The 14,045-nt window shown below is 69.8% G+C and carries 10 protein-coding genes; 4 read left to right on the top strand and 6 right to left on the bottom strand.

What is annotated here, in order from left to right; translation table 11 throughout:
* Window positions 1-4 precede the first annotated feature (4 nt).
* On the top strand, window positions 5-646 hold the full coding sequence (locus IEY88_RS37315; RefSeq protein ID WP_189159643.1) for a response regulator: 642 nt from the start codon (window positions 5-7) through the stop codon (window positions 644-646).
* Here IEY88_RS37315 and sthA read toward each other — a convergent pair whose 3' ends face one another.
* Window positions 647-2,062 carry a Si-specific NAD(P)(+) transhydrogenase gene (gene sthA, locus IEY88_RS37320; protein WP_189159644.1) on the bottom strand — a complete coding sequence of 472 codons (1,416 nt, stop codon included), beginning with the start codon at window positions 2,060-2,062 and terminating at the stop codon, window positions 647-649.
* Window positions 2,063-2,114: 52 nt separating this feature from the next.
* Window positions 2,115-3,116 (bottom strand): hypothetical protein, encoded by a 1,002-nt coding sequence (locus IEY88_RS37325; protein ID WP_189159645.1) that lies wholly within the window; start codon window positions 3,114-3,116, stop codon window positions 2,115-2,117.
* 146 nt (window positions 3,117-3,262) lie between these two features.
* Here IEY88_RS37325 and IEY88_RS37330 point away from each other — a divergent pair, with 146 nt between their 5' ends.
* Window positions 3,263-3,931: a DNA alkylation repair protein gene (locus tag IEY88_RS37330; RefSeq protein WP_229694120.1), complete on the top strand. Its 669-nt coding sequence runs from the start codon at window positions 3,263-3,265 to the stop codon at window positions 3,929-3,931.
* Between the two features lie 124 nt (window positions 3,932-4,055).
* Here IEY88_RS37330 and IEY88_RS37335 read toward each other — a convergent pair whose 3' ends face one another.
* From IEY88_RS37335 to pheS, 3 genes are all read right to left on the bottom strand, one after another.
* A complete protein-coding gene (locus tag IEY88_RS37335; protein ID WP_189159646.1) occupies window positions 4,056-4,553 on the bottom strand; it encodes a hypothetical protein in 498 nt (165 codons plus the stop codon).
* 438 nt (window positions 4,554-4,991) lie between these two features.
* The gene (gene pheT, locus IEY88_RS37340) at window positions 4,992-7,469 is read right to left on the bottom strand and encodes a phenylalanine--tRNA ligase subunit beta (RefSeq protein WP_189159647.1); all 2,478 of its coding nucleotides are present in this window, start codon (window positions 7,467-7,469) and stop codon (window positions 4,992-4,994) included.
* 5 nt (window positions 7,470-7,474) lie between these two features.
* Entirely contained in the window at window positions 7,475-8,542 is a 1,068-nt protein-coding gene (pheS, locus tag IEY88_RS37345; RefSeq protein ID WP_189159648.1) for a phenylalanine--tRNA ligase subunit alpha, read from the bottom strand.
* A gap of 134 nt (window positions 8,543-8,676) precedes the next feature.
* Here pheS and IEY88_RS37350 point away from each other — a divergent pair, with 134 nt between their 5' ends.
* Together IEY88_RS37350 and IEY88_RS37355 are read left to right on the top strand one after the other, a co-directional pair.
* Window positions 8,677-10,452 carry an HSP90 family protein gene (locus IEY88_RS37350; protein WP_229694121.1) on the top strand — a complete coding sequence of 592 codons (1,776 nt, stop codon included), beginning with the start codon at window positions 8,677-8,679 and terminating at the stop codon, window positions 10,450-10,452.
* A gap of 2 nt (window positions 10,453-10,454) precedes the next feature.
* Entirely contained in the window at window positions 10,455-13,157 is a 2,703-nt protein-coding gene (locus IEY88_RS37355; protein ID WP_189159649.1) for a hypothetical protein, read from the top strand.
* Here IEY88_RS37355 and IEY88_RS37360 read toward each other — a convergent pair.
* Window positions 13,154-14,041 (bottom strand): S41 family peptidase, encoded by an 888-nt coding sequence (locus IEY88_RS37360; protein ID WP_189159650.1) that lies wholly within the window; start codon window positions 14,039-14,041, stop codon window positions 13,154-13,156. The genes IEY88_RS37355 and IEY88_RS37360 overlap by 4 nt on opposite strands.
* Window positions 14,042-14,045: the final 4 nt, after the last annotated feature.

Consider the following 14,045-nt stretch of genomic DNA (forward strand, 5'->3'; position numbering starts at 1 on the left):
GGGGGTGATCCGAGTGCTCATCGCCGATGACGAAACGCTCATGCGCGCCGGCATCCGGCTGATCCTCGAGAACGACCCGGACATCACTGTCGTGGCCGAGGCCAGCGATGGCAGACAGGCCGTGGAGCTGACGCTCAAGCACTCCGTCGACGTCGCGTTGCTCGACATCCGGATGCCGGGCGGCGACGGGCTCAAGGCCGCCGAGCAGATCGCGTCGAGGGCCCACGTCGTCATGCTCACGACGTTCGGCGAGGACTCCTACGTGGCGCAGGCGATGAAGGCCGGCGCGACCGGGTTCCTGCTGAAGGACACCCCGCCGCAGGAGCTGATCAACGCGGTCCGCAAGGCCGCGCGGGGCGAGCCGATCCTCGCGCCGCAGATCACCAAGCGCCTCATCGAGAAGCACCTCGCCGCACCGGACGACGGCTCGGCGGCGCGTCGCAAGATCGACGCGCTCACCGAGACCGAACGGAACGTGCTCGAGCTCGTGGGCGAGGGTCTGTCCAACACCGAGATCGGCGAGCAGCTCTTCATGGCGACCGGCACGGTGAAGGCGCACATCAGCCGCATCCTGCCCAAGCTGGAGGTCGCCAACCGCGTGCAGGCCGCCATCGTGGCCCACGACGCCGGCCTCACCCGGTCGTGATCACCGGGTCGTGAAGCGGTCCAGCGCCCGGATCTTGTTCGTGGCGTCGAGCGCCGCGATCTTGTAGGCCTCGGACAGCGTCGGGTAGTTGAAGACCGTGTCGACCAGGTAGTCGACCGTGCCGCCGCAGCCCATCACGGCCTGCCCGATGTGCACGAGGTCCGTGGCGCCGGTGCCGAAGACGTGCACACCGAGGATCTTGCGATCCACAGTGGACACCAGTAGCTTCAGCATGCCGTACGCGTCGCCGATGATCTGGCCGCGCGCGAGTTCGCGGTACCGGGAGATGCCCACCTCGTACGGCACCGCGGACGACGTCAGCTCGGTCTCCGTCGCGCCGCAGTACGAGATCTCCGGGATCGTGTAGATGCCGATGGGCTGCAACGCCGTCAGGTCGTGCACCGGCTCGCCGAACGCGTGGTACGCCGCCAGGCGGCCCTGGTCCATCGACGTCGCGGCCAGCGCCGGGAAGCCGATCACGTCACCCACGGCGTAGATGTGCTCGACGGGCGTGCGGTAGTGCTCGTCGACGCTCAGCCTGCCGCGGTTGTCCGACTCGAGACCGGCGGCGGCGAGGTCCAGCTTCTCCGTGGTGCCCTGCCGGCCGGCCGAGTACATGACGGCGGCGGCCGGGATGCGCTTGCCGGACGCCAGCGTCGTGATGGTGCCGCCCTGGGAGACCTCGACGTTCACGACCTTCTCGCCGAAGCGGAACGTGACGGCCTGGTCGCGCAGGTGGAACTTGAGCGACTCGACGATCTCCGGGTCGCAGAAGTCCAGCATCCGTTCGCGCTGCTCCACGACCGTGACGCGGGTGCCGAGGGCGGCGAACATCGACGCGTACTCGATGCCGATCACGCCGGCGCCGACCACGACCAGCGAGGACGGGATCTCGGTGAGCGCGAAGACCTCGTCGGAGTCGAGGATGCGCTCCTCGTCGAAGTCCACGACGGACGGACGCGCCGGAGTCGTACCCGTCGCGATCACGATGAACTCGCCGGTGATCGTGGTGTGGTCGCCTCGGTGGGCCCCGTCGACCGTCACGGTGTGCTCATCGACGAACCGGCCGAAGCCGTTGAGCAGATCGATGCCGTTGCGGTGCAATTGCGCGCGCACGACCTGCACCTCGCGGCCGATCACGTGCTGCGTGCGGGCCATCAGGTCGTTGATCGTGATGTCCTGCTTGACGCGGTAGCTGGCGCCGTACAGCTCGCGCTGGCTCATGCCCGTCAGGAACATGACGGCCTCGCGCAGCGTCTTCGACGGGATGGTCCCCGTGTTCGCGCAGACACCGCCGACCATCTCCTGCTTGTCGATGATCGCCACGCGCTTGCCCAGTTTCGCACCCGCGATCGCCGCTTTCTGGCCGCCAGGACCAGAGCCGATGACGATCAGGTCGTAGTCGTACGGCGTCATGGTCGACAGCCTACGGCGCGGAACGCGATTCCACGCTCGAACGAAAATGAACTCAGCGAACCCCGGCCCTGGCTTCGCCGCCGCGGAACGGCAGCAGGTCGAGCAGACGGCCCGTGGCCCGGTAGTCGGCGACCCGGTCGGCGAACGGCCGCTGCACGATCCGGTGCACGGTCTCCTTGCTCAGCCGCTCGTAGGCCGGAACCGTGTCGTTGCCCAGGAAGTCCCAGCGCGCCACCCGGTCCGCGTAGTTGAACGCGGGCAGCGGGCCGCCGAACAACGGCCGGTACTGCGCGGGCGTCTTCCCACCCGGCACGGGCATCGGCCCGGCGACGGTGATCGCGTACGTGACGATCTCACCGGGCGGCAGCAACCGGGACCGCATCCGGTCGAACTGGCCCGCGATCACCAGGTTCTGCTCGCGGGACGAGAACTCGAGGACGGCCTGCGCCGGATCCGCCCACGCCGCCGTGGTGTCCGGGTCGATGATCCCCGCGTCGCGCAGCTCCTGGACGGCCGCGATCCCGCCGTGCAGGTAGGCGGCGTGCATCGCGCCGAGGTCCATGAAGATGTGCTTCTGCATCGACATCAGCATCGACGAGAACCAGCGCAGTTCCGGGATCGTGCCGAGGTCGAGCATGCCGGCGGCGAACGCGGGCGCGCCGATGTTCGCGAAACCCATCCACCGCAACGTGTCCGGATGCGTGAGGTAGAGCTTCGCGTAGAAGTCGTAGACGGCGAAGATCACGGCCCGGTTCGACTCGGCGGAGCGCTGCGGGTCCCACTCGGACAGGTTGACGCCCGCGTCCTCGGCGGCGCGGACGATCCAGTACTGCCACAGCAACGCCTTGAACCTCGCCGGCGCGAGGCCCCTGGCCCGGTAGCCGGTGAGCGCGGCCTCGATCGTGGCACGGTCGGACGGCAGGTCGGGGTGCACTCCACCCCGCTGTTCGCCGTTTCCGTTCACCAGCGGCAGATCCAGGTAATCCACCGTGTCCGCTTTGGTAGCACCCATGCTGCCGAGCACGAGCGCCGCCACGACCATGAGCACGCGCATGAACGCGAACTGTATCCGGATCAAGCACCCTTTCCGTTCACAGGAGCACCCGGTCAAGTGATGTTTTGCGGGTTTGTTAGCACTTTCGGCACCAAAGGGGCCATCAATCTCAACAGGGCTACTCCTAATGCCTATACCGTTTGGGCGTGAGTCTTGAGGTTGACTTGATCGACGCGGTCCGAACGGGACTCGAGGAGCTCGCGGATCCGGTGAAGGCACTGGAGATGCAGGCGTACATGAAGTCCGACATGCCGTTCCTGGGTGTGCAGAAACCGGGACGCGTGACGTTGCTGAAGTCGCTCCCGCAGTTGCACGACCGGGACGAGTGGCTCGGCGCGATCCAGGTGTTGTGGCGCGAGGCGACCTATCGCGAGGAGCGCTACGTCGCGTTGTCACTGAGCGGTGATCGCCGATTCCAGTCCGTGGACCTGCTGCCGTGGTTCGACGAGATGATCGTGACCGGCGCCTGGTGGGACTACGTCGACGAGATCGCGTCGAAACGCGTCGGGCCACTGCTGCGTTCCTCACCGGACATGGTGCGGCCGTTGATGCTGAGGTGGTCCGTCGACGGCGACCGGTGGCGCCGGCGGACGTCGGTGATCTGCCAGCTCGGGTCCAAGGGCGCCACCGACGCGGACCTGCTCACCGCGTGCGTCGACGCCAACGTGGACGATCCCGACTTCTTCCTGCGCAAGGGGATCGGCTGGGCGCTGCGCGAGTTCGCGAAGACCGAACCGGGCTGGGTGCGCTCGTTCGTCGAGGCGCGGCCGGGGTTGTCGCCGTTGTCACGGCGCGAAGCGTTGAAACACCTTTAGCGCCAGTACACATCAGGGGGAAACACGTAAATCTCGACCATTGATGTCGACGACGTGCGCGCGTGGATCTCCGCGGCTTCACGTGCGCGTTCGAAAAGATGGCCGGCCGCGCGCGAACGCCTGGCTAGCCGTGTTTCGCGCGACCTGAATACGTGAGCGGGAAGACGAGCTCGGCACACGCCGCCGGAACGTCCTGGGCGACCTCGACCCTCATGGCGACCTCGACCGCGCCCCCGGCGGGGATGTCCACGATGTCGGTGAGCGGCACGACCGTCAGCACACCGGACGGACACCCCTCGACGCGCTGCTGGGTGGCGTCGAGCGGCTGCCCCGGCACCGCGGACAGGCTCTCGACGATGATGCCGACGGGGTTGGGGTTGGACAGCCGCACCTTGCGCTCGCCCACGGCACCCGGCGTGAGCTCCACGGGGGCGCCGGAGATGTCGTTGATCTCGAACGGCTTGAGCTGCTGCATGCCCGACTCACCGCTGCTCACGGAGTAGGCCATCGCCGGCGTCACCGGTTCCGGCCACGTCAGGTGCATGGCTGCGACGACCGCCGCGCCGACCATGAGGATCGTCAACGACACGGCGATCTCAAGGCGCGGACCCAGACTACGCATGGCGCAACTCTCCAGAGTCGTTGCTCCCAGGCGGTGGGTTCGCCTCTAGCTCCCCACCGGACCGGCGACCATACTCGCCCGGTGGTTCATCGCTTCGCCCCTCGGCCCTAGCGGGCCGCGCCGCCAATCTTGGAGAAGCTTCACGTACTGCGCAAGCGTCCGACGGGCGCCGATTTCCCCGTGTAATGAGGGACCTTTGGCACCTTGACAGCTACGCAGGGCTACCACCTGCTGATTTGATCCCAAATCCCGGATGAGGGGATTCAGCCGATCGAGCGAACTTTCATGGGCAATTCATCTATGACATGCCGGGTGGACTCTGCTCAGGTCCGCTTCCGCATTGCCACAATACTGTGTACATAAGGACGTCCGGCACCGGCACCCCTACGCGAAAGGCCCGGGATCCTCTCGGGATCCCGGGCCTCGCGGCGTGATCGATCAGGCGCGCAGAGCCGCACCCACACGTTCGCCGGCGGCGGCGACGGCGGCATCGCGGGCCGTGGTCGCCTCCTCCACCGTCAGCGTGCGGTCCGGCGCACGGAAGCGCAGGGAGTACGCGAGCGACTTCTTGCCCTCGCCCACCTGCTCGCCCGTGTAGACGTCGAACAGGCGGATGTCCTCGAGCAGGTCGCCCGCGGACGCGCGCAGCACCTCGGACACCGACTGCACCGCCACCGAGTCGTCGACGACCAGGGCCACGTCCAGCAGCACCGGCGGGTACGCCGACACGATCGGGGCCGGGCGGTGGTCGTCGAGCGGCAGCGCGTCGAGGTCGAGCTCGAACGCCACGGTCCGCTTGGGCAGGCCCAGCTTCTCGACGACCTTCGGGTGCAGCTCGCCGGCGTGGCCCACGGGCCAGTCGCCGACGCGCAGCTCGGCGCACCGGCCGGGGTGCCACGGCAGCAGGTCCGAGGCGACGACGCGCAGCGTCACGCCGTACGCGGCACCGACGCGGCGGGCTGCCTCGACGGCGTCCGACCAGTCGGCGATGCGGCCCTTGCCCCACCAGCCGGCCAGTTCGCGGTGGCCCGTGAGCACACCGGCGACGTGCAGCGGCTGGTGCGGCAGCGAGGCCAGCAGCGAGGCCAGCTCGGCCTCGGTCGGGCGGCGGTCGACGCCCAGCGCCGGCACCGGGACCTGCTGCGCGCGCGGCAGCGTCACCTGGGCGACGTTGTAGAGCGACACGTCCTTCGCACCGCGGGCCAGGTTGCGCTGCAGTGTCTCCAGCAGCCCGGGCAGCAGGGTCGTCGCGAGGACGTTCTTGTCCGCCTCGAGCGGGTTCAGCACGCCGACGGTGTTGCGGCGGACGTCGCCCTCCGCGAGACCGAACGCGTCGAACACCGACGGGTCGATGAACGGGAACGGCTTGACCTCGACGAAACCGTCCTCGGCGAGCGTGCGCCACACCGTGCGGCGACGGCGCTGCTGCTCGGTCAGGCCGCGGCCTGCGGGAGCGGGCGGCAGCACCGACGGAATCGTGTCGTAGCCCTCCAGGCGCAGCACCTCCTCCACCAGGTCGGCGGGCTGCACGAGGTCGGCGCGCCACGTCGGCGGCACGGCCGTGACGATCGTCTGGCCCTCCTCCGACGTCGTGACCGAGACCTGGCAGCCGATCTGGCCGAGACGCCGCGCCGTGACGCCGCGCGCGTAGCGGACGCCGGCGACGCGGTCGGGCAGGTCGATCGGCATCGACACCGCCACGGGCAGCGCCGGCACGCCCACGTCGGTGCGGCCGGGCTTGATCTGGCCCTCGGCGTAGTGGTTGAGCAGCTTCGCGGCGCGTTCCAGCGCCACGGGTGCCAGCGCCGGGTCGACCGTGCGCTCGAAGCGCTTGGCGGCCTCGGACGGCAGCTTGTGGCGGCGGACCGTGCGCGCGATGGACGCCGGGTCCCAGTTCGCCGCTTCCAGCAGGATGTCCGAGGAGGCGTCGCCGACCTCGGTCGACGCGCCGCCCATGACACCGGCCAGCGAGATCACGCCGGAGTCGTCGGCGATCACGATGTCGTCGACGTCGAGGGCGCGGACCTGGTCGTCGAGCGTCGTGAGCTTCTCGCCCACGAGCGCGCGGCGGACCGTCAGCGCGCCGGACAACGCCGAGGCGTCGAACGCGTGCAGCGGCTGGCCCAGTTCGAGCATCACGTAGTTCGTGACGTCGACCGGCAGCGAGATCGAGCGCATGCCCGCGAGCATCAGGCGGCGGCGCATCCACCACGGCGTGGGCGCGGTCGGGTCGACACCGGTGACCCGGCGGGCGACGAACCGCGAGCAGCCGGGACGGTCCTCGATGTGGACCGGCCACGCCTCGCCCTCGGGCTCGGGGATCTCGACGCCGCCGGGGTCGCCGAACGGCACGTCGAGCGCGCAGGCGATCTCCCTGGCGAGGCCGCGCACCGAGAACGCGTAGCCGCGGTCCGGGGTCGGCGCGAGCTCGAGGACGCTGTCGTTCAGGCCGAGCAGCTCCATGGCGTCGTCGCCGGGCTGCGCGGTGCCGGTGGGCAGCACGAGGATGCCGGAGTGGTCGTCGCCGATGCCGAGCTCGTCGGCGGCGCAGATCATGCCCTGCGACACGCGGCCGTACGTCTTGCGCTCGGCGATCACGAAGTCGCCCGGCAGGACGGCGCCGGGCAGCGCGACGACGACCGAGTCGCCCTCGACGAAGTTCGTGGCGCCGCAGATGATCTGGTTGACCTGCTCGGGGCCGACCTCGACCTTGCAGTAGCGGATCGGCTTCTTGAACTCGGTGAGCTCCTCGATCTCGACGACGCGACCGGCGACGATCGGGCCGGTCACCGGTCCGAGCGGGGTCACCTCCTCGACCTCGATGCCGATGCGGGTGAACGCCTCGGCGAGCTCTTCGGGCGTGGGGACTTCGTCGAAACCGAGGTGTTCGACCAGCCAGCTGACCGGGACGCGCATCCGGATCAGGCCTCCGTTCCGAAAGGCTGGGTGAAGCGGACGTCGCCCTCGACCATGTCGCGCATGTCGGGAAGGCCGTTGCGGAACTGCAGGGTGCGTTCCAGGCCCATGCCGAACGCGAAGCCGGAGTAGACCTCGGGGTCGACGCCGGTGGCGCGCAGCACGTTGGGGTTGACCATGCCGCAGCCGCCCCACTCGACCCAGCCGGCGCCGCCCTTCTTCTCCGGGAACCACACGTCGACCTCGGCCGACGGTTCGGTGAAGGGGAAGAAGCTGGGGCGCAGGCGGGTCTTCGAGTCCTCGCCGAACATCGAGCGCGCGAACGCGTCGAGCGTGCCCTTGAGGTGGCCCATGGTCAGGCCCTTGTCGATCGCGAGGCCCTCGACCTGGTGGAACACCGGGGTGTGCGTCGCGTCGAGCTCGTCGGTGCGGAACGTGCGGCCGGGGCACACGACGTACACCGGCAGCTCGCGCTCCAGCAGCGTGCGGGCCTGCACGGGCGAGGTGTGCGTGCGCAGGACGAGCTGCGAGTCACCCGGCGCGATGTAGAACGTGTCCTGCATCGAGCGGGCCGGGTGGTCCTTGCCGAAGTTCAGCGCGTCGAAGTTGAACCACTCGGTCTCGAGCTCGGGGCCTTCGGCGATCTCGTAGCCCATGGCCACGAAGACGTCGCCGATGCGCTCGGCGAGCGTGGTGATCGGGTGGCGCGCGCCGCGCGGGAAGCGGTCCCAGGGCAGCGTGACGTCGACGGACTCCTCGCGCAGCACCCGCTCGTCGCGTTCGACCTGGAGCACGGCGAAGCGCTCGTCGAACGCGGTCCTGATCGCGGACTGCGCCACGTTCACCCGCTTGCCGGCCTCGGCCTTGGCCTTGGGGGGCAGGGCGCCGATCTCGCGGCGGGCCAGCAGGACGGGAGACCGGTCACCGAGGTGGCCGGGCTTGACCGCGGCGAGCGCCTCGAGGTCGGCGGCCCCGGCGAACGCCTCGCGCGCCTTCTGCACGGCCGCGTCGAGGTTCTCGGCCGACAGCGCCGCGACCTGCTTCGGGTCGTACGGGTCGTTGGCTCCGGACATGGTTTGTGGACTGCTCCCAGTTTGACCGACACAGCGGACATCAGTAATGAACAGGCCGATCCTAGTCGGTGCGCCGGTGGCCGCTCCGGAGCGTTCGGTTAAAGGGCGGCACCGGCTCCCGTGTCGTCTCTAGGATGGGCGGCATCATGGGGCACACCTTCCGCGTCGACCTGCGCGGCATCATCGACCTGCTCAGCCACCACCTCTACAGCAGCCCTCGCGTCTACGTACGTGAACTGCTGCAGAACGCCGTCGACGCGATCACGGCCCGGCGGGAGCTCGACCCGTCCTGTCCCGCCGGCATCACGATCACCTGCGGTCCGGAGCTGACGATCACCGACACGGGCGTGGGGCTCACCGAGGCCGAGGTCCACGAGCTGCTGTCCACGCTCGGCCGCACGTCGAAGCGGGACGACCTGGGGTTCGCCCGCGAGAGATTCCTCGGCCAGTTCGGCGTCGGCATGCTGTCGTGCTTCCTCGTCGCCTCGTCCGTGACGGTCATCACGCGATCCGCTCGTGGCGGCCCGGCGGTGCGCTGGGAGGCGGACTCCTCCGGCAACTACACGGTGTCCGTTGTGGACGGTGACGTACCGGTCGGTACGTCGGTGCGGCTGAGTGCCTCGCGCGGCAACGACCACTGGCTGGAGGCCGACGTCGTGCGGCCGCTGGTGAGCGACTACGGCGATCTGCTGCCGGCCGTCGTGACGCTGGACGGCGCCCAGGTCACCCGTGGCGTGCGCCCGTGGGACGGCGTCGAGGACGGGGAGGACGCGGACCTCTCCGCGTACTGCGAGCAGATCTTCGGGTTCACGCCGTTCGAGTCGATCCCGATCGAGGTCGAGGCGGCGGGACTGACCGGTGTCGCGTTCGTGCTGCCGTCCGGGGTGCATCCGGGCACGCGCCAGACGCACCGGGTGTACCTGAAGCGGATGCTGGTCGGCGACAACGTCGAGGGCCTGCTGCCGGACTGGGCCTACTTCGTGCGGTGCGTGGTCGACGCGTCCGCGATCAGGCCGACGGCGTCGCGCGAGTCGCTCTACCAGGACGAGATGCTGCTGGCGGTGCGCGAGGAGCTGGGCGAGCAGATCCGCGACTGGTTGATCCGGCTGGACGCGATCGAACCGCGCCGGGCCGGTGAGCTGCTGGCCGCGCACCACCTGGGCATCAAGTCGCTGGCCCGCTCGGACGACGAGATGCTGCGCCTGGTCGAGCGCTGGCTGCCGTTCGAGACGACCGAGGGCGCGATCCCGTTGCGGCAGTTCAAGCGCAAGCACGGCGCGATCCTCTACATCCCGGACGTCGACGAGTTCCACCAGCTCGCGCCGGTCGCGGCCGCGCAGGGCCTCGGGCTCGTGAACGCGGGCTACGCATACGACATGGAATTGCTGAACCGGCTCAGCGCGCTGGACGGCCCGGCCGTCGCGCGCCGCGTCGCGCCGTCCGAACTGCTGGCGGCGCTGGCCGATCCGGAGCCGGACGTCGAGACGGCGCTGCGGCTGCGGCTCTCCGAGGGCGCGGCGGCGCTGGACCGGCACGACTGCGACGCGGTGATCCGCGACTTCGACCCGATCTCGTTGCCCGCGTTGCTGATCAGCAACGCCGAGCAGCAGCGCAAGCTCGACACCGAGCAGACGGCCGGGGAGGTGACGGACCCGTTGTGGGCGGAGCTGCTCGGGCAGCTGACCGCCGGGTCCGACTCGTCGCGCGCCGAGCAGCTGGTCCTCAACTGCCGCAACCCGCTCGTGCAACGGCTGGCGCGGCTCAACGACCCGTCGCTGGTGGAGCTGACGCTCGAATCTCTGTACGTGCACGCCGTTCTGCAGGCTCGGCGGGCGATGCGACCGAAGGACACGGCGGCGCTGAACCGTTCGTTCCTGGAACTTCTCGACCGCGCCGTTGGGGGCAAGTGAACATGGCCGACTTCACCGCCGAAGACGCCGAACGGGCTTTCCTGGAGGCGTACAACATGCCCACGGGCATGCCGAAGCACGAGGCGCTGGAACGGGCCGCACGCATGTCCGACGCGCTCGGGCACCTGCCGCTCGGCGTCTCGTGCCGGACCGCGCTGATCGACTCGGCCTACTACCTGTCGCGCTACGACCTGATGCTCGCGCCGTTCGCGTGGGTGCGGGCCGCGGAGGAGAAGGACCCCGAGGCGTTCAACGAATACGAGGTCCACTCGCTGAACTGGGCGCACAAGTGGATCGCGACCGGGCTGCGCCGCGACCCGAAGTTCTCGCTGGAGCAGCTGCAGGCGGTGATCGGGCAGCTCGCCGATCGCTACGGCAAGCTCGGTTTCTCGGTGCAGCCGGTGCACGGCGCCCGTGCCGAGTACGCCTACCACGTCGGTGACATGACGGGCCTGGCCGAACAGCTCGGGCGTTACCTCGCCACCGAACGCGGGCCGATGGCGGACTGCGAGGCCTGCGTGATCGAGGAACAGGTCTGGATGCTGGCGCGGCTCGGCCGCCACCAGGAGGCTGTCGCGCACGGCTGGGAGTCCCTGTCGGGCAACACCGGATGTGCGACGCAGCCGCAGGGCATCCTGTCCGCGCTGCTGTGGCCGTTGCTGGAGACCGGCGAGCTCGAGAAGGCCGCGCACGCGCACACCACGGCGTACCGGTTGATCAAGGACGACGAGATCACCTCGTACGTGCACGAGCACATCCGGTTCTGCGCGCTGACGGGCAACCTGTCGCGCGGTGAGGACATCCTGCGCCGCACGCTGCACAAGGTGACGGGCGTGCAGCTGCCGGCCGACGAGATGTCGTTCGCGGAGTGCGCTTCCGTGCTGCTGCAACGACTTCCGGCGGACACGGTGTTCGAGGTCCCCGCGGTCGGCACCCGGACGGCCGCCGAGCTGCTCGACCGGCTCTCGAAGCGGGCCCTGCAGCTCGCGCGGCAGTTCGATGAGCGCAACGGCACGCCCGCGTGGGTCGAGCGGGTCACGAAGTCGCTGGAGCAGAAGGACTACCCGCTGGTCGAGCTCGCCGTGCCGGCCGCGCCGGTGGTCGCGGTGCCCGAGCAGTCGGTCCTGTTCGGCGACCCGGTGGAGATCGCCGAGTCGATGGTGGCGCTGTACGACCAGGGCGACTTCGTGAAGGCGCGGCGGATGCTCGACTCGCTGCCCGCGGACATGGACTCGTTGCTGCCGCCCGATCTCGCCGCGCACGCGGGCATCCGGCGGATGACGACCGGCCTGGTGCCGTTCGACCCGGAGGTGTTCGACGGGCTGCTCGCGGCACTGCCGACCGACCTCGCGCTGCGCTACCAGGCACGGCTCGCGATGGGACTCCCGGCCGGGCGGGAGCTCGCCGAACGGTGCCTGGCCGAGGCGACGACGGACTACACGCGGACGGTCGCGGCGCTGACGCTGGCCGAGCTGTACGACGACGCGCACGAGCACGAGCGCGGCAACGAGATGATCGCGCTGGCGTCCTCTTTGGACGTTCCGGAGCTGCGCGGCCGGGTCGCGGTCGAGACGGCGGAGCACAAGGCGCGCCAGCAGGACCTCGACGGCGCGTACGCGGACGTTCTGACGGTCCTCGCGGGCGACCTGCCGTTGAACGCCCGGTTCGAGGGCTACCGGTTGCGGCTGCGGCTGGAGACGTTGCTGCGCAAGGTTCCCGAGGCGGTGGCGACGGCGCGCGAGTTCGTGTCGGCGTTCCCGCTGCCGGAAGCCGCGGAGGCCCGCTGGTACCAGGTCGCGACGATCCAGGAACTGGACCAGGAGGGCGCCTGCCTGGGTGATCTGCGGGAGGCCGTGGCGATCTCGCGCGTGCACCTCTCCCCCGGCCACACCGCGCACTTCTGCTTCGCGCTGAGCGGCGGCTACGTGCAGACCGACCGGTTCGTCGAGGCCGCCGAGGTGCTCGAGGAGTCGTTGCGGCTGCTGCAGGACGGCCAGGAGGACCTGCGGCTGCAGGTCGTGTTCCGGCTCGGGCAGGTGTGCCGCAAGCTGGGCGAGCTCCCGGCGGCTGAGCGCTACCTGCGGGAGGCGGCGGACCTGCTGCCGCCCGAGGAGGCGGGGCGCCGGGCGTTCCTGCTCGACGCGCTGGCCTCGGTGCAGGGCCGCCTCGACAAGCACGACGAGGCGATCGCGTCCTGGCGCGCCGGTGCCGCGCTGTGGCAGCAGGAGGGCGACCTCTCGGAGGCGATCGGCTCGCTGGTCGAGCTGGCGTCGAGCCTGCCCGACGACGAGATCACCGAGACCCGCGCGGCGGTGAACGACGCCGAGGCGTTGCTGCCGCTGCTGGACGAGCCGGCGGAGGTCACCCGGCGGCAGGCGGAGATCGCCGCGATCCGCGCGTGGGTGCACGGCCAGACCGGCGAGTTCGCGCAGGCGATGAAGCAGTACCGCGACGCCGAGGCGTTGGTGGTGTCGCTGGGCGACGAGGGCTGGCGGGTGTTCGTCGTGCTGAAGGCGGCGCACGTGCTGCTGCTGGCGGACGACCCCGCGGGCGCGGAGGCCGAGGCGCGCCGGGCGGCATCACTGCTGCCCGACGACAACCAGGTCTCCAACGTGCTCTCGATGCTGTCGGAAGCGTTGCGGCGCCAGAACAAGCCGTCCGGAACCGATCCGCTGGTGCGCGAGCTGACCGCTCGTCTGGACTAGTTGCTCTTCGAGGTCGCCTTCTCGTAGGCGACCTCGAAGGCCTCGGCCTCGGGCACCTCGATGTGCGGGACCACTCCGACGCCCTCCCAGTTGGTGCCGGAGACCGGGTTGATCGCGCGGCCGTTGGGGACGGCGGACTTGAGGTGCGGCCCGACCCGGTAGCGGTCGCCGGGATGCGCCCCGCCCTTCGTGGTCTCGCCGATGAGGGTGGCGCGCTCGTTCTGCCGCAGGTTGTAGCTCAGTTCCTCGGCGCCGGAGAACGTGCGGCTGCTCGTGAGGACGTAGACGGGTTTCTTGCCGCCGAACTTCGGGCCGGGCACGTGCGCGAGCGTCCAGAACTGCTGGGTGGTGTCTTCCGGGCGGTTGTAGATGTCGTTGAGGTGCACGGGTTCGTCGAAGAGGTAGCTGCAGATCAACGCGACCGTGTGCGGGTCACCGCCGCGGTTGTCGCGCAGGTCGATGATCAGCGCGTCGGTGTGGGCGACGAGGTTCATCGCGGCGACGTAGGCCGGCGTGGCGATCTCGGCGTCGTGCAGCAGGCGGAGGTCGAGCAGGCCGACGTTGCCTTCCAGCCGCTCGACCTTGTGGATGCCGAACGCGTCCTGCTCGGCTTCCTTCTTGTAGGCCACCGGGTCCCAGGCCGACTCCTGGCCGGTCTCGGGCACCTCCTCCGCGCTGAAGAGCAGGCGGAGGTGCTTGTCGCCGTTGACGGACTGGAGGTCCTCCGTCACCCTGGCCGCGAACTCCTCGTCATCGTCCACATCGGAGTAAGCGCCCTCTTCCAGGCGGGCTCTCAGAACCTTGGCGATTTCGGCTGCGGTGTCCGGGAAGACGTAGTAGGAGGCGAGCTGGGAGCACAGGAGTTCGATCTCGGGTTCGCGCACGGGC

The sequence above is a fragment of the Lentzea pudingi genome (genome assembly GCF_014646255.1).
Taxonomy (GTDB): domain Bacteria; phylum Actinomycetota; class Actinomycetes; order Mycobacteriales; family Pseudonocardiaceae; genus Lentzea; species Lentzea pudingi.